The sequence below is a fragment of the Micromonospora sp. NPDC049171 genome (genome assembly GCF_040648275.1).
GTDB lineage: Bacteria > Actinomycetota > Actinomycetes > Mycobacteriales > Micromonosporaceae > Micromonospora.
Map to the genome: position 1 here is coordinate 95961 of NZ_JBEZDJ010000009.1, position 21924 is coordinate 117884.

At 71.5% G+C, this 21924-nt stretch carries 23 protein-coding genes and 2 pseudogenes; 14 read left to right on the forward strand and 11 right to left on the reverse strand.

Annotation, left to right across the window (positions count from 1 at the left end; all coding sequences use genetic code 11):
• Positions 1-33 precede the first annotated feature (33 nt).
• From AB0B14_RS13860 to AB0B14_RS13870, 3 genes are read left to right on the forward strand one after another with little or no spacing between them, the layout of a single operon-like run.
• Positions 34-882 carry a helix-turn-helix transcriptional regulator gene (locus AB0B14_RS13860; protein WP_357522616.1) on the forward strand — a complete coding sequence of 283 codons (849 nt, stop codon included), beginning with the start codon at positions 34-36 and terminating at the stop codon, positions 880-882.
• Positions 872-1060 (forward strand): DUF397 domain-containing protein, encoded by a 189-nt coding sequence (locus tag AB0B14_RS13865; RefSeq protein WP_357522617.1) that lies wholly within the window; start codon positions 872-874, stop codon positions 1058-1060. Before AB0B14_RS13860 ends, AB0B14_RS13865 begins: the two co-directional genes overlap by 11 nt.
• Positions 1061-1077: 17 nt before the next feature.
• Positions 1078-1752 carry a uridylate kinase gene (locus AB0B14_RS13870; RefSeq protein ID WP_357522695.1) on the forward strand — a complete coding sequence of 225 codons (675 nt, stop codon included), beginning with the start codon at positions 1078-1080 and terminating at the stop codon, positions 1750-1752.
• 28 nt (positions 1753-1780) lie between these two features.
• Here AB0B14_RS13870 and AB0B14_RS13875 read toward each other — a convergent pair whose 3' ends face one another.
• Complete coding sequence (locus tag AB0B14_RS13875; RefSeq protein WP_357522618.1) at positions 1781-2533, reverse strand: TetR/AcrR family transcriptional regulator; 753 nt, start codon at positions 2531-2533, stop codon at positions 1781-1783.
• Positions 2534-2644: 111 nt separating this feature from the next.
• Between AB0B14_RS13875 and AB0B14_RS13880 the strand changes: the two genes are divergently transcribed.
• Both AB0B14_RS13880 and AB0B14_RS13885 read left to right on the forward strand, forming a co-directional pair.
• The gene (locus AB0B14_RS13880; RefSeq protein ID WP_357522619.1) at positions 2645-3844 is read left to right on the forward strand and encodes a DUF418 domain-containing protein; all 1200 of its coding nucleotides are present in this window, start codon (positions 2645-2647) and stop codon (positions 3842-3844) included.
• 233 nt (positions 3845-4077) lie between these two features.
• Complete coding sequence (locus tag AB0B14_RS13885; RefSeq protein WP_357070839.1) at positions 4078-4635, forward strand: hypothetical protein; 558 nt, start codon at positions 4078-4080, stop codon at positions 4633-4635.
• 4 nt (positions 4636-4639) lie between these two features.
• Here AB0B14_RS13885 and AB0B14_RS13890 read toward each other — a convergent pair whose 3' ends face one another.
• The 3 genes from AB0B14_RS13890 to AB0B14_RS13900 all read right to left on the reverse strand — a co-directional run bounded on the left by AB0B14_RS13890 (position 4640) and on the right by AB0B14_RS13900 (position 6203).
• The gene (locus AB0B14_RS13890) at positions 4640-5071 is read right to left on the reverse strand and encodes a hypothetical protein (RefSeq protein WP_357070836.1); all 432 of its coding nucleotides are present in this window, start codon (positions 5069-5071) and stop codon (positions 4640-4642) included.
• A 61-nt stretch (positions 5072-5132) separates the two neighbouring features.
• A complete protein-coding gene (locus AB0B14_RS13895; RefSeq protein WP_357522620.1) occupies positions 5133-5585 on the reverse strand; it encodes a hypothetical protein in 453 nt (150 codons plus the stop codon).
• A gap of 57 nt (positions 5586-5642) precedes the next feature.
• Positions 5643-6203, reverse strand: coding sequence for a BTAD domain-containing putative transcriptional regulator (locus AB0B14_RS13900; RefSeq protein WP_357522621.1), 561 nt, complete (start codon positions 6201-6203; stop codon positions 5643-5645).
• Between AB0B14_RS13900 and AB0B14_RS13905 the strand changes: the two genes are divergently transcribed.
• From AB0B14_RS13905 to AB0B14_RS13920, 4 genes are all read left to right on the forward strand, one after another.
• On the forward strand, positions 6179-6421 hold the full coding sequence (locus AB0B14_RS13905) for a hypothetical protein (RefSeq protein ID WP_357070827.1): 243 nt from the start codon (positions 6179-6181) through the stop codon (positions 6419-6421). The genes AB0B14_RS13900 and AB0B14_RS13905 overlap by 25 nt on opposite strands.
• A gap of 88 nt (positions 6422-6509) precedes the next feature.
• Entirely contained in the window at positions 6510-9281 is a 2772-nt protein-coding gene (locus AB0B14_RS13910; protein WP_357522696.1) for a BTAD domain-containing putative transcriptional regulator, read from the forward strand.
• Between the two features lie 92 nt (positions 9282-9373).
• A complete protein-coding gene (locus AB0B14_RS13915) occupies positions 9374-10093 on the forward strand; it encodes a hypothetical protein (RefSeq protein WP_357522622.1) in 720 nt (239 codons plus the stop codon).
• A 42-nt stretch (positions 10094-10135) separates the two neighbouring features.
• On the forward strand, positions 10136-11023 hold the full coding sequence (locus AB0B14_RS13920) for a hypothetical protein (protein ID WP_357522623.1): 888 nt from the start codon (positions 10136-10138) through the stop codon (positions 11021-11023).
• A gap of 85 nt (positions 11024-11108) precedes the next feature.
• Here the strand turns inward: AB0B14_RS13920 and AB0B14_RS13925 are convergent, their stop codons facing one another.
• Positions 11109-12071 (reverse strand): AraC family transcriptional regulator, encoded by a 963-nt coding sequence (locus AB0B14_RS13925; protein WP_357070817.1) that lies wholly within the window; start codon positions 12069-12071, stop codon positions 11109-11111.
• Positions 12072-12326: 255 nt separating this feature from the next.
• On the opposite strand from AB0B14_RS13925, the gene AB0B14_RS13930 reads away from it, so the two are divergent.
• The 3 genes from AB0B14_RS13930 (at position 12327) to AB0B14_RS13940 (ending at position 15071) form a co-directional block, all read left to right on the forward strand.
• Entirely contained in the window at positions 12327-13151 is an 825-nt protein-coding gene (locus tag AB0B14_RS13930) for a hypothetical protein (RefSeq protein ID WP_357070814.1), read from the forward strand.
• A complete protein-coding gene (locus AB0B14_RS13935; protein WP_357070811.1) occupies positions 13148-13558 on the forward strand; it encodes a lasso peptide biosynthesis B2 protein in 411 nt (136 codons plus the stop codon). Before AB0B14_RS13930 ends, AB0B14_RS13935 begins: the two co-directional genes overlap by 4 nt.
• A 502-nt stretch (positions 13559-14060) precedes the next feature.
• Positions 14061-15071 carry an AraC family transcriptional regulator gene (locus tag AB0B14_RS13940; protein WP_357522624.1) on the forward strand — a complete coding sequence of 337 codons (1011 nt, stop codon included), beginning with the start codon at positions 14061-14063 and terminating at the stop codon, positions 15069-15071.
• A gap of 12 nt (positions 15072-15083) precedes the next feature.
• Here the strand turns inward: AB0B14_RS13940 and AB0B14_RS13945 are convergent, their stop codons facing one another.
• Complete coding sequence (locus tag AB0B14_RS13945) at positions 15084-15674, reverse strand: DinB family protein (RefSeq protein ID WP_357522625.1); 591 nt, start codon at positions 15672-15674, stop codon at positions 15084-15086.
• A gap of 149 nt (positions 15675-15823) precedes the next feature.
• On the opposite strand from AB0B14_RS13945, the gene AB0B14_RS13950 reads away from it, so the two are divergent.
• Positions 15824-16315: a YcxB family protein gene (locus AB0B14_RS13950; protein ID WP_357070805.1), complete on the forward strand. Its 492-nt coding sequence runs from the start codon at positions 15824-15826 to the stop codon at positions 16313-16315.
• 146 nt (positions 16316-16461) lie between these two features.
• Here AB0B14_RS13950 and AB0B14_RS13955 read toward each other — a convergent pair.
• Positions 16462-16650, reverse strand: a pseudogene (locus AB0B14_RS13955) (cell division protein DivIVA); the annotation flags it as partial.
• A 304-nt stretch (positions 16651-16954) separates the two neighbouring features.
• On the reverse strand, positions 16955-17515 hold the full coding sequence (locus AB0B14_RS13960; RefSeq protein WP_357070802.1) for a helix-turn-helix domain-containing protein: 561 nt from the start codon (positions 17513-17515) through the stop codon (positions 16955-16957).
• A gap of 84 nt (positions 17516-17599) precedes the next feature.
• Here AB0B14_RS13960 and AB0B14_RS13965 point away from each other — a divergent pair, with 84 nt between their 5' ends.
• Positions 17600-18493, forward strand: a complete 894-nt coding sequence (locus tag AB0B14_RS13965; protein ID WP_357522626.1) for an NmrA family NAD(P)-binding protein — start codon at positions 17600-17602, stop codon at positions 18491-18493.
• Between the two features lie 8 nt (positions 18494-18501).
• Here AB0B14_RS13965 and AB0B14_RS13970 read toward each other — a convergent pair whose 3' ends face one another.
• The 3 genes and pseudogenes from AB0B14_RS13970 to AB0B14_RS13980 all read right to left on the reverse strand — a co-directional run.
• On the reverse strand, positions 18502-19689 hold the full coding sequence (locus AB0B14_RS13970; protein WP_357522627.1) for an FAD-dependent oxidoreductase: 1188 nt from the start codon (positions 19687-19689) through the stop codon (positions 18502-18504).
• Positions 19690-19771: 82 nt separating this feature from the next.
• Positions 19772-20716 (reverse strand): RNA polymerase sigma-70 factor, encoded by a 945-nt coding sequence (locus tag AB0B14_RS13975; RefSeq protein ID WP_357071050.1) that lies wholly within the window; start codon positions 20714-20716, stop codon positions 19772-19774.
• A 63-nt stretch (positions 20717-20779) separates the two neighbouring features.
• Positions 20780-21904 (reverse strand): annotated as a pseudogene (locus tag AB0B14_RS13980) (MFS transporter); the annotation flags it as partial.
• Between the last annotated feature and the right edge of the window lie 20 nt (positions 21905-21924).

Consider the following 21924-nt stretch of genomic DNA (forward strand, 5'->3'; position numbering starts at 1 on the left):
GGAGAAACGCGAGTCAGGGCGCAGAATCACGACATGCCTCGATTTACGCCAGCGACACCGCGCTCTCGGCGACTGGGCCGGGAGCTCCGCAAGCTCCGCGAAGCGAAGGACCTGACCGGCGAGGCCGCGGCGGCGATCGTCGACTGCTCACCGTCGCGGATCAGCCGGATCGAGTCGGGCGAGATCAGACCTCGGGTCGGTGACGTGATGGAGCTGCTGGTCACGTACGGCGTCAGGATCGACGAGGAGCCGGGGACCTCGCTGCTCGATCAGGCACGCGGTCTGCGTGAGGACGGGTGGTGGCAGCGCCTCGGTGGCAAGTACGCCACCTACATCGCGTACGAGATCGAGGCGGTGGAGCTCAAGAACTTCGAGCCGATGCTGGTGCCCGGTCTCCTGCAGACCGAGAGCTATGCCCGTGAGGTCAACGTCATCGGCCGGGAGACCGACCAGGCGACCATCGACCAGCGGGTTTCCGCCCGGATGACCCGGCAGGGGGTGCTGCGCCGGCAACCGACTCCGCTGCGGATGCACGCCATCCTGTCCGAGGCGTCGGTTCGCACCGAGGTTGGCGGTCCGGACGTGCTGCGTGAGCAACTCGATCACCTGGTCACCCTCAGTCGACTGCCGAACGTGACGATCCAGGTGCTGCGCTTCGGGGCCGGCGCCCACCTGGCGGACAGCAGCGGCTTCGCCCTGCTCAGTTTCGAGCGGGACGAGCCGCCACTGGGCTACATCGAGACTCTGGCCGGTGAGCTGTTCCTTGAGTCGAGCCGTGACCTGGCGCGGCTGTCGGCGGCGTACGACAATCTGAGGACGCTGGCGATGTCGCCCGCCGAGTCGATCACGTTCGTCAAGGAGCTGAGCAAGCATGGAACGTAACGCCTGGCGCACGTCGAGCCGTTCCGGCAGCAACGGTCAGTGCGTGGAGGTGCGTGACCGGCGCGTCCAGGTCGATGTCCGCGACTCCACGGCCCCCGACGCCGGGATGCTGAGCTTCGCGCCCGCCGCCTGGGACGCGTTCGTCGACACGATCAAGACGAACGCCCGCCGCCCCTGACCGGGAAGGACGGCGGCCTGGTGCGGGGCACCCGAGACGAGCTGCTCGACCGCCTGGCCGAGGCGGTCGGGTCCGTCACCGTCGACCATCCGACGCGGGTCGCCGTCGACGGACCGCCCGCCGCCGGCAAGACCACCCTCGCCGACGAGTTGGCCGTCGTCCTGCGTGAACAGGGCCGTGACGTCATCCGCGCCACGATCGACGACTTCCTCTTTCCCCGGGCACAGCGCTATCCGCGTGGCGAGTACTCGGCCGAAGGCTGCTACCACGACACGCACGACCGCGAGGCGTTGACCCGGGTCCTGCTCGGTCCGCTCGGGCCGGGCGGCGATCGACGTTTCCAACCCGCGGTGTACGACCACCGCGCGGATGCCGCGGTGTCCCCGCCGTTCACGACCGCCCCGGTCGACGCCGTGCTGGTCGTCGACGGCGTCTTCCTTCTGCGCCCGGAACTGGTCGACCGGTGGGACCTGCGCGTCTTCGTGTCGACGGCACCGGAGAAGACAGTGGATCGTGCCGTGCTCCGCGAGCATCGGGTGTCCACCCGGGCCGAGGTCGAACGACGTTGGCGCGAGCGGTACATCCCCTCCCAGCAGCTGTATGTCGCCACGGCCCGTCCGACCCACCGCGCGGACGTCGTCGTGCACAACGACGAGCCCCAGCGCCCGCTCTGGAGCGTGCCAAGGCGGTAGGCGGCGCGGTCTCCGGCCCAGGAGCTGATCAGGAACGCTCGATCCGGACGGCGATGCCGTCGAGGATCAGCTCCAGCCCGAGGGTGAAGTCCGCGTCGGCGATTGTCGCGTCGGGAGTGTCCGACGGTGGTGCCTCGAACAGCGTCGAGGAGAACAGGCGGGCCATCTCGGGGAAGCGGGCGGGGTCGACGAGCCGCGCCAGCGCCCGACCGTATTCGCGTTCCGCGTCAGCCTGACCCTGGCCCGGGGGCCGGCCCTCGGAGAGTTCGCTGTACTGCCGTACCGACTGGACGACGTATCCGCTGATCAGGGACAGGGCACCGATCTTGTGCGCCCAGTCCAGGTGGGTGCGGGACATGATCGCCAGTGCGGTCTCCATCCAGGCGATCTGGTTCGGCCCGGCGGGCGGCCCGGAGATGGGCACGCGAGTCAGCCAGGGCCGACGCTGGTACACCGCGCGATGCGCGAATGCCCAACCGCGCAGCCCCTCCCGCCAGTCGCCGCCGTCGATCGTCGGTGGCGGACCCAGCGCGGCGTTGGCCATGAGGGTGAGCAGTTCGTCCTTGGACCCGACGTGCCGGTAGAGCGACATGCTCGTGAAGCCGAGGCTCTCGGCGACCTTGGGGAGCGTGACGCCGGCCAGCCCGTCGCGGTCGGCGATCGTGACCGCCGCGGCGACGACCACTGTGACGTCGAGGGTCGCGGGTCGTCCGAGACGCGACGACTCTGGCATCCCCCACAGCCGGCGCAGCGGCGCCGGGACGAAGTCCTCGCTGGTCATGGGCTCCCACGTTCGCCCGGACAGATACCCGACCCATCATGCCAGACCCATTAGTTTGCCCGTGATACTTTCTCAATGAAACTAAAATCGGGACAGCGGGGAGAGACGAGCATGGGCACTGACACCGCTTCGCGGACATCGAGAGGGCCGGTGCTGCGCACCGAACGCGCCCTCGCGCCGGACCTGGCCCGGGGAGCGATGCTGCTGATCATCGCGCTGGCCAACGTCGCCGGGGTCGTCTTCGCCGGCGAGCCCGGTCTCGACGCCACACCCGAGGGCGTCGACCGCGGCCTCAACCTCCTGCTCTTCGATCTCGTCCATGCCCGCGGCTACCCGGTCTTCGCCGTGATGTTCGGCTACGGCCTCGTCCAACTCGCCCGCCGCCAGGACGCCTCCGGTGCCACACCCCAGCAGGTCCGTTCCGTGCTGCTGCGCCGTAACCTCTGGCTCGTCGTGTTCGGGTTCGTGCACGCCGCACTTCTCTACTACGGCGACTTCCTCGGCGCGTACGGGATCGTCGGGATCGCGATGACCCTGCTGCTCCTGCGTCGCGGCGACCGGGTCCACTGGATCGCGCTGGTGCTCTGGGCGCTGGCGGCGGTGGAGGTGCTGGTCCTCGGCGTCGTCGTGGTCATCACCATCCTCGGCGGCTCGGGCGGGTCGGCACCGCTGCCGTCGACACACGTCGACTCCCTCGCCGCCACCGACTACGTCGCGGCGATGCTGGACCGCCTCGGCGAATGGCCGACGCACACGCTGACCGTCCTGCCCTTCGTCATGATCGCCTGGCTGGGCATGTGGGCCGCTCGCCGCCGCGTCCTCGAAGAGCCGGCCCGCCACCGCGCCCTGCTCACCTGGACCGCCATCCTCGGCCTCGGCATGGCCATCGTCGGAGGTCTCCCGGCCGCTCTGCTCAGCGCCGGATGGCTGCACGTCGACGAGTCGACAGCCGGTCTGACGCTGCTGCTCCACGGCGCCAGCGGCATGTTCGCCGGTCCCGGTTACGTGGCCGTCTTCGGCCTGATCGCCCTGCGGGCCACCCGATCCGGCCCGGTCGTCGGCGCACTCTCCGCCCTGGGTCAGCGCTCCCTGTCCGGGTACCTCATGCAGTCCGTGGCCTGGCTCGTCCTCCTGGCACCCTTCATGCTCGCCCTCGGCGACCGTTTCGGCAGCCCCACGGTGACCGGCCTGGTCATCGCGGTGGCCGTCTGGCTCGCCACCGTCCTGATCGCCCGTCAACTGGACCGGCGCGGACGGCCCGGCCCCGCCGAGTTCGTCCTCCGCCGCCTGGCCTACCCGCCACGCGCGTAAGGGAGGCCGGGTCGGCCGGCGGGCGTCCGTCGGATGCCAGGTCGAGCTGGGGTACGGCGTCGACGGCGACGGTCAACGCCGTACCCCTGCGGCCCGTGTCGGCGATTCGCCCGGCCGACCTCGACAGTGCGCCCGGCGTGCACCGGGCGATCTACGCACCGTGCACCTTTCGGGGCTGAGTCAGGACGGGTAACTTGCCACACCAGCGCCAGAAATCACGTGGGGAGCACACCGTGACCGACCCTTACCAAGCCCAGCAGCCGCAGCCGCCCTACCCGCAGGGCGGTCCGGTGTTTCCGCCGCAGCAGCCGCAGCCGATCGGGCAGCAGGAACCCGGGACAGGTGCACCCGACCCCCTGCCGTCACCCCCGCCAGCCACCCCACGCGCGAAGCCGCTGCTGATCGCCGGCCTCGCACTCGTCGCCGTCCTGATGGTCGCCGCCAGCGGATATACCGTGTACGACGGGTTCATCAAGGAGGATTCCGGGGTTGCCGCGTGCAAGGCGATGGCCGCCGGCAAGAACCCCGACGGCACCGCCACGAACCCCGGCGACGACAAGCTCACCGAAGCCGAGTATCGCAAGACCCGCGAGCTGTTCGAAGACTCCCGGCACGAGGACATCCGCAAGCACGGCACCGCGCTGATCGACATCGCCTGGCAGATGACCCAGCTGCCGGAGGGGCAGAAGGAAAGGGCGCTCGGGCTCATCGCGCCGCTGGGAGCCGCGGTGGCGGGTTTCCAGACGGCATGCGCCGACCAGGGTGTGACAGTCAACCTCAACGACGACTAGCTGCCTACCGGTTGCCCGGGGGCGGGAGGTCCACGTAGTCGCCGAACGGCTCGACGGACCCATCCCAGCCGTTCCAACCGTCCTGGGTGATCTGCCCATCGGCGTAGGTGTAGGACCAGCGGGCGCCGTCCTCGCCCTCGATCTGGACGGTGCCCGAGCGGACGAACGGTGCGATGGCGACGTAGAAGGCCGTCGCCCGGTCCGACCACTTGGGGTCACCCTCGTCGTCGTACCCGAACTCGATCCAGTCTCCGTCGCGGACGATCGAGGCTCTGGCCGCCTCCGCCAGGTCGACAAGCGTGCCATTCGCCGGAAACGCCTCCGGCCGGTACCAACCACTCTGTCCAGTCAAGGCGGCCTGGACAGCGGCGACCGCGGCGGCGTCGTCCGACGCTGGAAGGTTCAGCCGGCCCGAGGGCAGCACCGTGTATCCCACGGAGGGCACCCTACAACTGTCGATGCCGATCACGGGTGTGCACCACCTGGCCGGGTCGATCTCAGCCGATGTTCAGCACCAACACCTGGTCATCGGCGAGCTCGGCGATGCTGTCGCGCAACACCCTCAGCGTGTCCAGGCCGGCCGCGCCGCTCTCCTCGAAGTCCAACCCCATCTCCTCGAAGTGGGCGACCAGATCCGCCTCGCGGTGCGCGCCGGGATCGAGCTGATCCACTAACCGCGGGGCCGGGGTGATGAGCGTGGTGTAGCCGTACGCGCTGTTGATGGCCTCGGACTCGGCATTGAACTCCGACGGCTCCAGGTCGATGCCGCGCTCGTCCAGATAGGTCAGGACGTACAGCATGCAGTACCCGGACCAGTCGTACGTCTGCCGCGCCTCGCGCCCGTGCTCCGCCAGGTACGAGTGGAGCGACGACGGCGACGTGCGGGCCAGGCTGGCCAGCTCGGTGATGCTGTCCCTGGGCACCAGGGTCAAGGACGCGATCGCGGACACCACACTCTCCCTCGTACGACGTGGCCGCCACAGCTTTCGGTCGGCTCGCCGGGCAGGCTACGGGGAGGGAGTGACAACCCGTTGGGTATCGACTGACGGCAGCACGTACGGCCGGCCCGGCGGGACAAGGTCACCACGCGCCTGGGCCGGTACGCCGATGGCGGACATCGCCTGTACGTAACGTCGGTACGCCTGGGCGGCCTCGCCGTGCCGGCCCGCGGCCGTCAACGTCCGGACGAACTCGCCGTGCACGCCCTCGTCGTGGGGCTCCAGCTCCAGGGCGCGGCCGAGGTGGCGATCCGCCACCTCGGCCAGTCGGAGGCCGTGTGCCGCCTCGGCGAGGAACTCCTCGACGTCCAGCTCCACGTGCTCCACGTCGAGCGCCAGGCTGGGGTGCGCGGCGATGATGAAGTGGTCCGTCGACGTACGGCGTTCCGGATCGAGGACGCCGCGCAGGGTGGACAGCGCCACGGACAGCCGGTGGCTGACCCGGTCCGGGTCCTGGGCGGAACAGAGCATCTCGCCGAGCTGCTCCCGGGGCACCGCGCGACCGCGTCGGGCGGCGAGGATCCGGAGCAGGTCCCGTGCCTTGCGTGACTGCCAGGCGTTGGCCAGCACCGGGGCGCCTTCACTCCTACAGCTACCTCGCCAACTGCGGCGGCGACGCCCGGCACCGGATCTACTACAAGGCGGCAGGTGACTACTACAAGCAGCACGACTACGCGGTGGCGTACGCCCACTGGCAGGCGGTCAAGAAGGGCTCGGTGCACCGCTACCGCAAGGTGCACTACGACGGCAACTCGGGGGACACCCGCAACGGCAAGTACGTTGGCTGACGGCGGGCTCTGTCGTCGGTCTTGTCCAGTGCCCGACGAACAGAGCGAGGTCTCCGGGCTGCGCAACTAGCCTGATCTGGTGATCTCGATGGTCGGCACGGGGGTGCGGGTCAGGCTGCTCGGGCCGGTGGAGGTGGTCGTCGCCGGCAGTCCGCAGGCGGTCAACGGAGTGCGCCGCAAGGCGGTGCTGGCGACGCTGGCGCTGCACGCGGGCCGGGTGGTGAGCGTCGACCGGCTCATCGACGTGGTCTGGGGCGAGCACCCACCGGCCACCGTGGCCAACACGTTGCAGCGCCACGTCTCCTACCTGCGCGGAGTGCTCGGCGAGCCCGGGTCGATCGTGGCACGTCAGCCCGGTTACGTGCTCAACACCGGGCCGGAGTCCACGGATGTCCAGGCCGCCGAGCACCTCCTCGAACTGGCCCGCCGATCGTCGGACCGCAGCGAGCGGGTGGCGCACCTGACGGCCGCGGTGGCGCTGTGGCGCGGACCGCCGTTGGCCGACGTGGCCGGGTCCGCGTGGCTCGAAGAGCAGGCCGACCACCTGGCCAGTCTGCGGTTGGAGGCCGAACGGGCGCTCGCCGAGGCCCGGCTGTCGGTCGGCGAGCACGCTCGGCTGGTCCCCGGGTTGGAACGGCTCGTCCGGCAACACCCCCTCGACGAGCACCTGCACGCGCAGCTGATGCTCGCCCTGTACCGCGACGGCCGGCAGGGCGAGGCGGTCGCCACGTACCGGCGGCTGCGCGACACCCTGCGGGAGAGCCTCGGCATCGACCCGAGTCCGCGGCTACGGGATCTGGAGTGCGCCATCCTGCGCCAGGACACGGCGATCGCCGCACCCGCGCCGGTGACGGCGGCACCGACGCCGGTGGCGGCGCAACTGCCTCCCGCCGTACCGACGTTCGGGGGGCGCGACGCGGAGCTGGCCGCCCTCGACGCGCTGATCGACCGGGGCGGCGCCGTGGTGGTGTCCGGAACCGCGGGCGTCGGCAAGACCGCGCTCGCCGTGCACTGGGCGCACCGCGCGGCCGAGCGCTTCCCGGACGGGCAGCTCTACGTCAACCTGCGCGGCTTCGACCCGGGGGCCGCGCCGACCGAGCCGGCGCGAGCACTGCACGGCTTCCTGGAGGCGCTCGGCGTGCCGGCGACACGGATGCCGAGCGACGAGACCCTGATGGTGAGCCTGTACCGCACGACGGTGGCCGGCAAACGCCTGCTGGTCGTGCTGGACAACGCGCGCGACGCGGAACAGGTCCGGCCGCTGCTGCCCGGCTCACCCGACTGCCTCACCGTCGTCACCAGCCGCGACCAGCTCATCCCGCTCGTCGTCACCGAGAGCGCCCAACCGGTGTTCCTCGACCTGCTGAGCCCCGCCGAGGCCCGCGACATGCTGGTCCGCCGGCTGGGGGAGCACCAGGTCGCCGCCGAACCCGCCGCGGCCGACACCATCGCCGACCGGTGCGCGCGGTTGCCCATCGCCCTGGCCATCGTCGCGGCCAGAGCCGCCACCAACCGGCACTTCTCGTTGGCCACTGTCGCCGCCGAGCTGGGCGATCTGGACGCCTTCCACGGGGGCGACGCGGCCACCGACGTGCGGGCGGTCTTCTCCTGGTCGTGTCGGACACTGAGCCCACCGGCGCTGCGGCTGTTCCGGCTGCTGAGCCTGCATCCCGGCCCGGACGTCGCCGTTCCGGCCGTGGCCAGCCTGGCCGGTCTCACCCCGCCGGCGAGCGCTGCGCTGCTGACCGAGCTGATCCGGGCGAACCTGCTCACCGAGCACACCTACGGGCGTTACGCGTTCCACGACCTGCTGCGCGCGTACGCCGCCGGCCTCGCCGACGAGGCCGAGTCACCCGCCGACCGACGCGCCGCCGTGCACCGGCTGCTCGACCACTGCCTGCACACCGCACACGCCGCCGACCTCGCACTGCACCCGCACTTCAGCGAGATCAGCCTCGCGCCACCACGGGCGGACGTGACACCGGAGAGCCCCCGGAGCAGGGCGGCCGCCACGGCGTGGTTCACCGCCGAGCTTCCCGTCCTGCTCGCCGCCGTACCGCTGGCGGCGCGGTCCGGGTTCGAGGGACACGCGTGGCAGCTCGCCTGGACCCTGGCCGGCTTCCTGCACCGGCAGGGGCACTGGCAGGACTGGCTCGGCACGCAACGCATCGCGTTGGCCGCCGCGTCCCGCATCGGCGATCAGACCGGGCAGGGCCACGCGCACCGCAGCCTCGGTCTCGCCTGCTCCCGGCTGCGCGAGTACGACGAGGCCGACGACCACCTGCGGCGCGCGCTCGACCTGTTCACCGACGTCGGCGACGACGACGGGCGGGCCCACACCTGTCTCAACAGTGGTCAGCTGGCCGAGCGGCGGGGGCAGCACCACCAGGCGCTCGACCATTCGAGGCGGGCACTGACCCTGTTCCGGCGGACCGGCAACCGGGCCGGGCAGGGGTACACCCTCAACGCGGTCGGTTGGCAGGAGGCGCTGCTCGGCGACTACCACCGTGCCCTCGCGTCGTGCGGCGAGGCGCTGCGGATGTTGCAGGAGGTGGACGACGTCCAGGGGCAGGCCGACACCTGGGACAGTCTCGGTCACGCCCATCACCAGCTCGGTGACGACCGGCGCGCGATCGCCTGCTACGAGCACGCACTCGACCTCTTCACCCAGGTCAACGACCGGTACGCCGAGGCGAGCACGTACGTCAACCTCGGTGGCAGCCACCGGGCCCTCGCCGATCTCGGTGCCACCCGTGCCGCATGGCACCGGGCACTTGCCATCCTCGACGAGCTCGGCGATGCCGACGCCGACTCGATCCGTGCCGACCTGGCACAGCTCGACGCCAGTCGACTGCCCTGACGTACCCCGCTTTCAGCGCCGTTTCCGGGCCGCTTCAGCGCGGACCGCCACTCTTCGGACACCAGTTTCTTTCCCGACGAGTGGAGCGTTCGATGAAGCATTTGGCACACCAACTCACGGTGCTCGGGGTGGTCAGCGCGACGGTGCTGGCCCTGCCCACCACAGCCGTGGCCCGGCCCGACAAACCGCCGACGAAGGGCACCGACTGTGTGGTCCAGCACCTCGACGACCGCGGCGGGGTCGTCCGCACCGAGACCGAGCCCGAGGGCCGGGTGCACGGGCAGTTCCGCTGCGAAGGCGGGCGGTGGACGTTCGCCTGGGACCCGTTCGGCGCGGACGACCTGATCACGGCCAGCGAGCTCCAGATCGACCCGTCCGGCGCCGTCTCGGTCCGGCGGTTCACCGGGCCGGCGCTCGGCAACGACCTCACGGTGGGCGAGATCGCCACCATCGCCCAGGCCGTCAGCGGCAGCCGAGAGGTGCTTGTCGACCGGGCGATCGTGGCGGTCGACGACGGCAAGGAGCGCACCCCGGAGCAGATCGAGGCGCTGCTGGCCGGCAAGGACGACACCGGCGTACGGGTGCTGGACATCATCGAGAAGCCGACCGCCGCCATGTCGACGAAGGACGTCATCGACGAGGCCGGCGGCACCCCCGAGACGACAGTCGTCTACTTCAGCATCTGGGGCGCGATCAAGTCGGTGATCGCCTGGATCGTGGACACGATCGACGACATCGGCGAGTGGATCGACGACCACTGCGGCTCGGGGTCCCCGAACACCGTCGGCGACATCGTCACGTGTCGCTGGTAGCCCGTCCGACTCCGCCCACACGATCACCGAGATGAGGACAGGATGACAGCTCTACGGGACATCACCAGGCGCGTCACCATCATCACCGCAGCCCTGATCGTCGGGCTGACCGCCTCGTACGCGCCGTCGCAGGCAGCCGAGGACGAGGCCCGCACGACAGTCACCGACCACCCCGGTGCGCCGGGGACCGTGCGGCAACGGTTCGAGGAGCTGACCGGCCGGCCCGTCGGCGACCTGGACCGGGTGCTGGCCGTCGACACCGGAGGCCGCGCTCTCACCGACGACCAGCTCACGGCGCTCATGGCCGGTGAGCGGGTGGACGGCGTCACGGTCGTGGGCACGATGCCGGGCGGCCGGGACATCCTCGGCACGACAATGGCCGACCTCGCCGACGGCGCGTACGACGGCAGGGGCGACGGCACGACGGCGACCTCGCTGCTGTTCGCCTCGTCCACGCCCGACGGCCGGGAGTGGTGCCTGACCATGTGCGTCGCCTCGGGCAAGAGCATCTGGGAGTGCCTCCTGTCGCGTCGGAGCACCGATGAGATCCTCACCCTCGACCTGGCCGGCGACACCACGGTGGGCGGGACGAAGGCGGCCTTCGAGAAGGTCAACGGGGTGGCCGCCGACGGGCCGTACCGGGTGGACACGGTGGTCGGCGACGCCGAGCCCTCGGCGGAGGAGATCGAGATGCTCCTCGACGGCAGGGACGTCGACACGTTGCGCCGGGTGGCGACGGTGGACGCACCGGACCCGGGGTGGGCGCTGGCCGACATCGCCGAGAAGTCCGGCGTCCCGTACGTGAAGAAGATGAAGCTGCACATCTTCACCCTCGGGCTTCCCGTCCTCGGGAAGATCGTCGTGGTGTGCGTCTCTCACAACAACGGCAAGACCTGGAGGTGCGAGGCCCACCGGTGGGGCGGGTTCTAGCGGGTCGGCCAGCGCTCGATCGCCGTCCGGGCCCGGACGGCGATCTCGCCTCCACCTGATCCGGCCGGCAGTCGTCCCGGCCGGATCAGGTGTGCAGGGTGTCGCTGGGCGACTGGCCGTACGCCGCGCGATAGTCGGCGGCGAACCGGCCGGTGTGCGGGTAACCCCAGCGGTGTGCGATGGCGGCCACGGTGGCCCCCCGGGTCGGATCGGCCCTGAGCAGGTCCTGGTGGGCCCGGTCCAGCCGCGTCCGCCGCAGGTACGCCATCGGCGTGGTGCCCAGCTGGCGACGAAACGCCGCCTGTAGGGCGCGTGACGTCACCCGGGCGGCGTCGGCGATCTGGGTGGCGGTGATCGCTTCGTCGGCGTGCGTCTCGATGAACGACACGGCGCGGCGTACCGGGCCGGCGGGTAACGGGACGGCCTCGGGGCGGTGGGACATCATCATCGCGGAGTTCGGAAAGGTGGCGAGTGCGGCCGAGGCGGCCAGGTCGATGGCGGCGCCGATCACCAACGGGCTCTGTAACGGCTCCGGGGGCCCGGTGAGGAGGTGGTAGAGATAGACCGTGGCGCTGTGCCAGTACTGACCCAGCTCGGCGGAGATCGGCGTGATCGACTCGAATCGAAAGTCGGCCGGATCGATGCCCGTCGGCTCGGCGGCGGCCTCGGTCACGACACGTGGGTCCAGGTTGACGCAGTAGAGGTCGAACTCCCGGCAGATATTGGTGAACGGGCGGCCGGTCGGGTTCAGGAGCACCGCAAGGGGGCCGGTCCGCACCTTGTCCCGGCCATCCAGTGTGTTGACCTGCCCGTGCAGCACCGAGAGGAACATCAGGTCGCTCAGTGGCTCGAAGAAGCGGCCCTCGATGTCCGCGCCGCACCGCACCCGACTCACCAGGAGTGGCCCCGCCTGCACCGACTCCTGCTGGTACGTGAACTGCCCGACGACGTTGTGCGACCGAAGCTCGATCCCCGCGCACGCCTGGCTGATCACGTCGTGCGCCGCCGAGACCTCGCGAGTCTCGTACCTGCGCCAGATGAACGACACGCAGCCCCTGCCGACGCGGGCGCGGCGGGTCGAGTGGAGAACGGCCCGCGTCGACGAGGAGGGGGACGCCTGTCCACCATCCGCGCGAGCCGAGCCAGATAACGCCGACCGAGGCCGGCGAAAGAGCTTCTGGGGTGCGCGACATGGTAGTCCCGAGAGAGCGGATTCTCCCTGCCCGCGAGTCCTCTTCGGAGTCGCCGCAACCCCACCCGGTGTTCGTCCGCGCGCCCGGGTCACACCAGGAGACACACACCCATGAGAACCGTGTACGGGCTGCGCATCGAGGGCCTCGACGAGGTCACCGAGTTGGACGCCGGCGCGCGTGCACCAGTGGGAAGCCGGCCGGTGCGGGTCCGGCAGCGGCACGCCGCCCCGCCGCCGCCCGCGCCGTTGGACGCCGACCGGATGGTCCGGGTGCTCACCGACGGCCGTACCCTCGAACTGGGCCGGGCCAGCGGCAACGCCACCTTCTACGGGCCGCCGCTCGCCGCGGACCTGCTCGCCCACCCGTATCTCGCCCCGGTCGCCGTGGTGGTCAACCGTTGGGCCGGGCGGGAGACCTTCCACGCCGGGGCGTTCGTGCACACCGGACGGGCGTGGGTGGTGCTCGGTGGCCGTACCGCCGGCAAGAGCACGCTGCTCGCGGCGCTCGCCGCCCGGGAGTTGCCGGTGCTGGCCGACGACATCGTGGTCTGTGCCGGCGGCGACGTGCTCGCCGGCCCACGCTGCGTCGACCTGCGCGAGCCCATCCCCGGCTTCGGGTTGCCCACCCGAGGTGTCCGCGGCGACACCCGGCTGCGGGTCACCCTGCCCGCTGTGACGCCCCGGCTACCCCTCGGTGGTTGGATCTTCCTGCACTGGGGTGACCGGCCCGCGGTGACCCCGGTCGGCCCGGCCGAGGTGCTGGCCCGCCTCGCCGCCCGGCGCTCGCTGCCCGAGTTGCCCTCCGACCCGGGGGCGCTCCTGGCGCTGGCCGCGCGGCCCGGCTACGACCTGACCCGCCCCCGCGACTGGGCGGCCCTCGGCGCCACCCACCGGCTCCTCGACACCGCGCTCACCGCCGCCGGGCCGCTGCCGTGACCGCCAGCCCCGGCCGCACCGTCGATGCGCTGGTCCGGCTGATCCGTCGGTACGGGCCAGGTGGCGTGGCCCTGGTGGCCTGGACGATGCTGGCCTGCCGGCGAGTACGTCGCCAACTCGCCCGCGGCGGTCTGGGCGCGGTACGCCTCACCGCGCCCCCGTCCGGTGGCACCGACACGCTGGTCCAGCGAGCGCTGCGCCGCAGCGGCGGCAACTGCCTGGAGACCGCGCTGGTGCGACAGCGCTGGTTCGCCGAGCGGGGGGTGCCGCGGACGGTGGTGATCGGAGTCAGCGCCCCGGCGGCCGGTTTCCACGCCCACGCCTGGCTCGACGGCGATCCGGACCCGCACCGGCACGGGCTGGCCGAGATCCTGCGGCACCCGGTCCCGCCCGCCTGGTTGCGCTGACCACAGCGGACCAGCCCGGGTGGGAACGACCGGCGGGACGGACGGGGGACCGGCCGACCGGGGTCGCTTCGTCGCGGACGCCGATCGGCCGGCGGACTGGGCCGGCCCGGGGCGAGTGGCGCGGACCGGCAGAGGTCGGCGCTGGTGTGCGCGCCGGACCCTGCCTGCTGAAAAGTCGGCAACCCGACAACTTCACCCGAAGGGGACAGGTAACCACATCGACACATTCATGCCACTCACCCCCGAGACCATCTCGGTCCAGCTTGGGGATGCGCAGCATCGAACTCGATTGTTGCCCGGCAGCCAACCGCCGCGCGACCTGCCATTCGCGAATCGGCCAGGGGCATACGGGAACCGGATCGACTCGGCGGCTCGGCGTGCCGCAAGCGCGGTGGATGCCGCCACGAGGGCCCCGGAAGTCTCCGACAGGCCGTTGCGAACCACCACGTGGGGCGTTCAACCAGATCGGGCCGGATTGACGGTCCGACGGAGGTGACGGCCCATGCCGTGGACGGACGATGGTGACGGGCAGGAGCCTGTCACCCGAGAGGTCGTCGAGACCGACGACCCAGAAGAAGCGCACCACGTGATCGCACTCAAGTACGGGGAACACCGCGTGCGGATCTCCGGTCCACGCGCTCGATTCCACTACCGGCAGGCGACGCTGCGCGTCGAAGACCTGGAGGTCGGTGAGAGTCGATACACCATGCGCAACCGCGCCGAGTCGTTGCCCTATCGCGACTTCACCGCCGTGACGGTGGTCAGCGGCCGGTACGCCGTCCGCACCACCGACGAGGAGTTGCGGCTCGGCCCCGGCACGACCGGTCGATACCCGGAGGCGGGTGCGGTCCACCTCGTCGACGATCTGGCGGCCGTCTTCGTCCGGCTACCGATGCAACGGGTCGCGGCGGCCGCCTCCGTCCGCACCGGCCTGCCCATCGCGAACTTCCAGTTCACCACGATGGCGCCTCTGTCACCGGCGATGGCCCTGCTCTGGCAGTCGGTGACGGCGTTCGCCCGTCGACAGCTCGCCGTCAACGCGGTGGCCGCCAGCCCGCTGGCCCGCGCCGGCCTGGTGGACCTGTTGGCGACCACCGCCGTCGCGGTGTTCCCGAACACCACCATGACCATCAACTACCTGCCCGGACAGGCGGGTGTCGGCCGCGCCATCGTGCGCCGGGCCGCCGAGTTCATCGAGGCCCATGCCGCGGCACCGTTGACCGTGGGCCGGATAGCCGAAGCCTGCGAGGTCAGCCAACGCGCGTTACAGGTCGCGTTCCAGCGCTACCAGGGCCAGAGCCCGATGGCGTTCCTGCGAACCGTCCGATTACGCCAGGCACACTGGGACCTGCAACACGCCAAACCTGGGCAGACCGTGGCGGAGACGGCGCGACGCTGGGGCTGGACCCATCCCGGGCGCTTCGCCCAGGCGTACCGCGAGGCCTACGGCTGCCACCCCTACGACACCCTGCGCGCCACCGGAGCGTCGGCGTCGCTGGAGCAGAGCCAGTGACGAACCGGTCGGCTATCCGAACCGGTCGGCGAGCTTCGTCAGCTTGCGCACGTACGCCGGCCAGTCGTAGCCGTCGGGGATGTTGCTGTTGTCCCGCCGCCAACCGACCGCCCCGTCGTGCTGCTCGCGCAGGATGTCGGCGTGACCGGCATGGCGGGCGAGGTCACCCGTCACGTGGACGATGATCCGCTGCAAGGTCACGTCCTGATTGCCCGGCCGCCACCACGGCACCCGTCCCGGCGCGTCGAGAGGGAGCCCGTCGATCGTCTCGTCGGCGAACGCCCCCACCCGGCGATACAGGTCGATCAGCCCGTCCTTCGTCTCCTCCTCCGTGGCGTACCAGTCGGCCTGCGGGTCCTCGTCGAACACGTGCTCGGGGACCAGCTCCCCAGGTGTCGGGAACTCACGCCCGAACGTGGGCCCGAAGTAGCCGGCCTCGACATTGAGGCAGTGCTTGACGACCCCCAGGATGTTGGTGCCGGTCGCGGTGCGCGGCAACCTGGCCTCGCGTTCGCTGAGCCCGTCGAGCTTCCAGATCAGGTCGTCGCGGGTCACCCGGAGATAGTGGTGCAGCGCGGTCTTCGCATCGCCCAGATCAGCCATGCCCGCCAGTCTCACCCAACCGACCGACAAACATGCATGGTCGCCTCGTCGTCCGCACCGGCAGTCGCTGCCCGGCGGCCCCCGGCGGTCCGGCCGGCGGGCACGGGTCAGGCGCTGCCCGGGGATGGGCGGGGCACTATCGTTTCGGCGTGCACATCCATTTCGACGTCCCCGCCGACCCCGCCTACCCGGGCCGGGTCGCCGCCGCGCTCAGCCGTGTGCGCCTACGCAGGTACGGCTACATCGGCGCGGTGCTGGTGGCGGTGGGGGCGATCGGTCTCGCCGTCGCGCGCGGGTCCGACCGGGCCGAGCAGATCTCGCCGCTGTGCATGGCGATGGTCGTGGCCGGTCTGCTGTCGATGCTGTATTCGCCCTGGGTGCGGTGGCGCGCCCGGCGCCGCTCCAGTGGCTACGCGGTCGAGGGCGCCTACGACATCACCGACGACAACATCATGATGCGCAGTGGCACGCAGTCCAGCGGCATCGCCTGGGACGGGGTCGCCCAGGTGAAGGACACCCCCGATTTCTGGATCGTGTTCGTCGGCCGGATGCCGGCGACAGTCATCCCCCGCCGCCTGATGTCCGCCGAGGACGCCGAGACGCTGCGCGCGTACCTGGTCAAACGGGGCCTGCTGCAGTGACCCGCCGGCGCGCCCTCGGCCCGGAGCGGGTCTGCGGGTGCGTCAGGGGGTGAAGGCGCGGCGCGAGTCGGCTTCCGTCAGGCGGTACGGCTCGGATCCTCGCCCGCCGCGGGTGGTGTCGCTAGCGGTTCCCAGTGCGGGCCGGCAATCCCGGCCGCCTGTTCGTGGGCCCGGTCGAGAAGCGCCTCCGCCTCCCGCCGGGCGCCGGACACGATGCCCTCCGCTTCGCGCCGCGCCTCCGCCCGGTGCTCGTCGGCCTGCTGCTCGGCGCGTCTGAGGATCTGTTCGACCCGGGTGCCCAGGCCGCTGAGGGTGGGCCGCCGTTGTTGGTCCAGCAACCATTGGTCCGTGCCGGCCGCGGTGCCGGTGGCCGTCCCGTCGGCTGTCCCCGCTGCTGCCTTGTCGCGGTCGACCAGACCGTCCTCGACGAGATGGGACTCCGTGGTGCCGACGAGGGAGAGCACGACGCCGAGCGCGGCGATCGTGGCGCCGGACCACGCGGCGGCCGGCCCGAGGGATGGGCCGACCGCGGCGCCGACACCGAGCCCGAAGAGGACGGCCGCGGTCTTGGCTGGCTTACGCACGAGTCCTCCTCGGGTGGCACGGTCGGGGGCTCCGTTTCCCAGGATGACGAACGAGTCAAGCAGGCCGGTCCTCGTCAGATCGCCCGGGTGGCTGAATTCCCGCCAGGGCGAGGGTCAGGAGCCGCTCCGCCTTGGTCGCGTCGGCCGGCTGTGCGGCGAGCGAGATCGCGTTGACGAGGGTCACCAGGTCCGCCATCGCGACGTCCGGGCGTACCGAACCCTGGTCCGCGGCCCGACGCAGCAGCTTCTCGCCTGCCGCGGTGAGCATCGCGCCACAGGTCCCGTTCTCCTCGGGTGGCGCGTTCAGCAGCGTCACCGCCAGGCCGCGGGTTGTCGTGGCGTACGCGGTGACCTCCCGCAACCAGGTGGTGAACGCGGCGAGTGCGTCCGGTTCGGCCAGCAGGTCGTCGGCGCGGGCGGACAGGTTGCCGACGCAGGTGTGGAACACGGCCTGGAGCAGGGACCAGCGGGACGGGAAGTGTCGGTGCAGGGTCGCCGAACCCACCCCGGCGGTGCGGGCGATGTCCTCCAGCGACGCGTAGGCGCCGTCGCGGGCGATCGCCTCGGTGGCCGCCGTGACGATGAGGTCGTAGTTGCGTTGTGCGTCAGCTCGCATGGCCCGCCATTGCCAAAGTGGGGTGGTCCCCCATATCGTAACCGACGAGAAGTGGGGGGAGGCCCCACTTCGTGGGAGGCAATCATGACTGTCCTTGTCATCGGCGCGACCGGCAAACAGGGCGGGGCGACGGCCCGAGCGCTGCTGGATCGTGGCGTCGCGGTCCGCGCGCTGGTCCGCGACCCCGGTGCCGACAGCGCCCAGGCCCTGCTCAAGCGGGGTGCCGAACTGGTCGAGGGCGACCTGGACGACGCGGCGTCGCTGCTCGCCGCGGCCGAGGGGATGGACGGCCTCTTCTCGATCCCGTACCCCGACGTCGCGAACATGCAGGGCGACGCCGAGCTGACCCGCGGCCGCAACGTCGTCGAGGCCGCCCGCCGGGCCGGTGTGTCGCACGTCGTGCACAGCAGCGTCTCCGGTGCCGGCGACTTCCACCGCAACCAGCCCGGCTGGGCCGAAGGGCGCTGGGAGCGGCACTACTGGGAGAGCAAGGCGGCCATTGACGAGATGGTGCGTACCGGCGGCTTCGCGCACTGGACCGTGCTCCTGCCCTCGACCTTCATGGAGAACCTCGTCGGCTGGTCCTACCTCTTCGGCGACTGGTCGGGCGGCACGATCATCACCGGGTTCGCCGCGGACGCGCGGCTTCCGTGGATCGCCGTCGAGGACATCGGCGAAGCCGCGGCGACCGCGTTCACGAACCCGGAGAAGTTCGACGGCCTGGACGTCGAACTCGCCGGCGACCTGCTCACCATGACCGAGGTCGCGGCGATCCTCAGCGAGGTCACCGGCCGGACGATCGCCGCGCCCGTGCTCACCCCGCAACAGGCGGTGGAGCGCGGCCTGCTCCCGGCCATGGTCAACGCGGTCGAGCGGATCAACGAGAACGGCAGCCCCGCCCGCCCGGAGATCGCCCGGGCGCTCGGCCTGCCCACCACCGATTTCCGCACCTGGGCCCGGCGCACGTTCTCCGGATAGTCAACCGGTCACGACGTCGTCGCGAGGGTCTCCGTCCGGGTCGCGACGATGCGGTGGCGGCGCACCGGGTACAGGATCGGGCGGGAGACGCTCCACGCCGCGCCCGCGCAGACGAACTCCTTGTAGCGGGCCGCCAGCGTGCCCTTCAGCAGGGCGGGCCTGGCCCGGTCGTCGGCTGTCACGTACTGGATGATGCCGTCGCGGCGGCCGAGGCTGATGCACTGGTTGAAGTAGCGCAGCGGGGCCTTCGGGATCTTCGTCCGACCGGTCAGGCGCACGGCGATGGCGTCGGCGGCCTGCCAGGCCATCGGGGTGCCCGAGGCGCAGGACATCCGCAGTGGTTTCCCGCCCGGTCCTTCGGCGATCGCCGCGTCGCCGACGGCGTACACGTCGGGGTGGGAGACCGACCGCATCGTGGCGTCGACGACGATCTGCCCGGTGTCCGCGACCGTCAGGGTCGTGGCCGCGGCGATGGGGTGGACGGCGAAGCCGGCCGTCCACACGGTCACCTCGGCGGGGAGCACCCGGCCGCCGCCGGTGACCGCGCCGGTGGCGTCGACCCGGGCGATGTCGGTGTGCTCGTGCACGGTGATCCCGAGCCGGTCGCAGACCCCGCGCAGGTGCTGCCGCGCCTTGTCGGTGAGCCAGTCGCCGAGCGCACCGCGGGCGGCGAGCGCGACGTCGAGGTCCGGGCGGGCCTCCGCGATCTCGGTGACCGCCTCCAGGCCGGTGAGGCCGCCACCGACGACGAGCACCGTCGCGCCGGCCGGGAGCTGGGCCAGGCGGTCGCGCAACCGCGTCGCCGACGTCCTGCCGGCGATGTCGTACGCGTGCTCGGCGACGCCGGGGACGCCGTGGTCCGCGCTGGTGCTGCCGAGGGCGTAGACGAGCGTGTCGTACGCGATCTCGTCGGTGCCGTGCTCGGCGACGAGGGCGACGGTCCTGCGGTCGGTGTCGACGGCGGTGACCCGGGCCACGCGGGTCTCGACCGCGGTGCCCGCGTAGACGTCGGTCAGCGGCCGGTGCTTGAGGTGCTGCCCGGTGGCGAGTTGGTGCATACGGACCCGCTCGACGAAGTCGGCGTCGGCGTTGACGACGGTGATCCGCGTGTCGTCGGGGTGCAGTCGCCGGGCGAGACGCCCGGCGGCGATGGCTCCGGCGTATCCGGCCCCGAGGACGACGATCCGGTGCTTCATGGTGTCACTCCTGTCTCGGTGAGGGTCGCTTCCTGAACCGGACAGCGACCCGATTCCTGACAGGAGTCGGCTGAGAGCTGGGTCACCAGACGTGCAGCAGGGGCTCCCCGTGCGGGGACGCGGACCACTGGCGGGTGGCGCGAACCAGCTTGTCCGGGTTGACCTGGGCGTGCAGGGCCGCGACGCCGTCGGACGTCACCTTCAGCGCCAGCACACCGACGACCTGTTCGTCGAGCACCACCACCAGTGCCGGGGCGCCGTTGGCGACGTCGACGTAGAGGGCGGGGCTGCCGCCCACGAGGTCGCGCTTGGCGGTGCTGGGCGCGAACAGGCCGCGCAGGAACCTGGCCACCGCCAGCGCGCCGACGGCCGGACTGGTCCGGGCCGGGATCTTGCCGCCGCCGTCGCCGATGCTCGTCGCGTCGTCGGTGAGGAGCGTGACCAGCCGCTCGGTCTCGCCGTTGGCGGCCGCCGCCAGGAACTCCTCCACGATCCGGCGCGCGGTGGCAGCGTCGACCTCGGTGCGGGCCCGGTCGCCGGTGACGTGCTGCTTGGCCCGCCGGTAGATCTGCTGGCAGTTCGACTCGCTGACGCCGAGCATGTCGGCGATCTCCGCGTGGGTGTAGCCGAAGGCCTCACGGAGCACGTACACCGCGCGCTCCTTGGCCGACAACCGCTCCAGGAGGGTGAGGACCGCCATCGAGACCGACTCGCGCTGCTCGGCGGTGTCGAGTGGACCGAGCATCCGATCCCCGGCCAGGACCGGTTCGGGCAGCCAGGTGCCCACGTAGGTCTCGCGCCGGGCCCGCGCCGAGGTGAGCTGGTTGAGGCACACGTTGGTGAGCGCCTTCGTCAGCCAGGCCTCGGGCGTCTCGACCCGCTGCCGATCGGCGGCCTGCCAGCGCAGGAACGTGTCCTGGACCGCGTCTTCCGCGTCACTCGTCGAGCCCAGCAGGCGATAGGCGATCGCTCCCAGGCGGGCCCTGGCGCGTTCGAAGAGCTCGACCTCGTCCGGACTGAGCGGCATGGCTCGATAGTTAACCACGCCCGCGAGCCGGTCGACCGTGCCCGTGGGAAGCCGGAGCGTGGCGGCCACCGCCGTCAGGCAGAGCACGACGGCGGCGACGAGTGGTGGGCGTCCGCCGAGGTGCACGACCGCCGAGCCGAGCGGGATGGCCAGCACGAGCGGGCCGAACATCGCGGTGTTCGCCGTCGCGGAGACCCGGCCCAACTGTGCCGACGGCGTGTGCGTCTGCACGGCGGTCACCGCCGCGACCAGGGACCAGGGCAGGCCGACGCCGGCGAGCACCGCGCCGGCGACCGTGACCGGCCACCACGGCAGGCAACGGGCCAGGCAACCGACGGCGAACAGCACGGTTCCGCCGACACCGACAGCGGTGGGGCCCCGACCGGCCAGCAGCCTGCCGACGAGCAGGCCGCCGAGAATGGAACCGGCGCCCTGCGCGCTGGTCAGCACACCCAGGAACGTCGTCGGTAGGCGGAGTTCGGTGACCACGATCTGGTAGACCGCCGCGGTGGTGAAGCCGGACATCGCGATGGCCACGGCGGCGAGCGCGACCGGCACGCCTGTGGCCCGCTGTTCGAACAGGACCGACAATCCGGTACGCGGACCGCGGTGCCGCTGCGGTGGCTGGTCGGGTGGCGTGCGGTGCAGGCGCACCGCCGCGTACAGGATGGCGACCAGGACCGGCGTGGCCGCGCTGAGGACGACGGCCGCGTGTCCGCCGCGCCACGCGTAGAGGGCGGCACCGGCCAGCGGGGCGACGAGTTTCGTGCCCTCCTGTGCGCTGGAGCGCCACCCGTTGACGTCGCCGAGTTCGGTGGGTGTCAGCGCGGACGGCAACAGCGCCGTCTCACCCGCGTCGATGAGCACGTAGCTCAGACCGTAGACGGAGGAGACGGCGAAGATGAGCCACGTCTGCCCCGGCCCCCGCACCGCGAACAGTGTCAGCAGGGCGGCGGCCAGCAGGAGGTTGACCGCGATGACAAGTGGCCGTCGGGGTGCGGAGTCGAGCAGGCCGCCCAGCCACGGGCCGGCGAGCACCGGGGCGTACACGCACAGCCCGGCGAGGGCCGCGAGGCCGGTGGAGCCGGTGAGGTCCAGGATCCAGATGCCGGCCACCAGGGACATGGCGCTGCTGCCGAAGCCGGACAGCAGAGAGATCGCCACGAACAGACCGGCATTGCGCCGCATGGGCCCTCCAGGTTGAGTCG

Excerpts from the sequence above, each read along its gene's own strand:
- AB0B14_RS13865 (WP_357522617.1), top strand. The coding sequence starts at position 872 with ATGGAACGTAACGCCTGGCGCACGTCGAGCCGTTCCGGCAGCAACGGT.
- AB0B14_RS13945 (WP_357522625.1), bottom strand. The coding sequence starts at position 15,674 with ATGGCTGATCTGGGCGATGCGAAGACCGCGCTGCACCACTATCTCCGG.
- AB0B14_RS13860 (WP_357522616.1), top strand. The coding sequence starts at position 34 with ATGCCTCGATTTACGCCAGCGACACCGCGCTCTCGGCGACTGGGCCGG.
- AB0B14_RS13970 (WP_357522627.1), bottom strand. The coding sequence starts at position 19,689 with ATGAAGCACCGGATCGTCGTCCTCGGGGCCGGATACGCCGGAGCCATC.
- AB0B14_RS13915 (WP_357522622.1), top strand. The coding sequence starts at position 9,374 with ATGAAGCATTTGGCACACCAACTCACGGTGCTCGGGGTGGTCAGCGCG.
- AB0B14_RS13920 (WP_357522623.1), top strand. The coding sequence starts at position 10,136 with ATGACAGCTCTACGGGACATCACCAGGCGCGTCACCATCATCACCGCA.
- AB0B14_RS13910 (WP_357522696.1), top strand. The coding sequence starts at position 6,510 with ATGGTCGGCACGGGGGTGCGGGTCAGGCTGCTCGGGCCGGTGGAGGTG.
- AB0B14_RS13875 (WP_357522618.1), bottom strand. The coding sequence starts at position 2,533 with ATGACCAGCGAGGACTTCGTCCCGGCGCCGCTGCGCCGGCTGTGGGGG.
- AB0B14_RS13975 (WP_357071050.1), bottom strand. The coding sequence starts at position 20,716 with ATGCCGCTCAGTCCGGACGAGGTCGAGCTCTTCGAACGCGCCAGGGCC.
- AB0B14_RS13965 (WP_357522626.1), top strand. The coding sequence starts at position 17,600 with ATGACTGTCCTTGTCATCGGCGCGACCGGCAAACAGGGCGGGGCGACG.
- AB0B14_RS13960 (WP_357070802.1), bottom strand. The coding sequence starts at position 17,515 with ATGCGAGCTGACGCACAACGCAACTACGACCTCATCGTCACGGCGGCC.
- AB0B14_RS13930 (WP_357070814.1), top strand. The coding sequence starts at position 12,327 with ATGAGAACCGTGTACGGGCTGCGCATCGAGGGCCTCGACGAGGTCACC.
- AB0B14_RS13940 (WP_357522624.1), top strand. The coding sequence starts at position 14,061 with ATGCCGTGGACGGACGATGGTGACGGGCAGGAGCCTGTCACCCGAGAG.
- AB0B14_RS13880 (WP_357522619.1), top strand. The coding sequence starts at position 2,645 with ATGGGCACTGACACCGCTTCGCGGACATCGAGAGGGCCGGTGCTGCGC.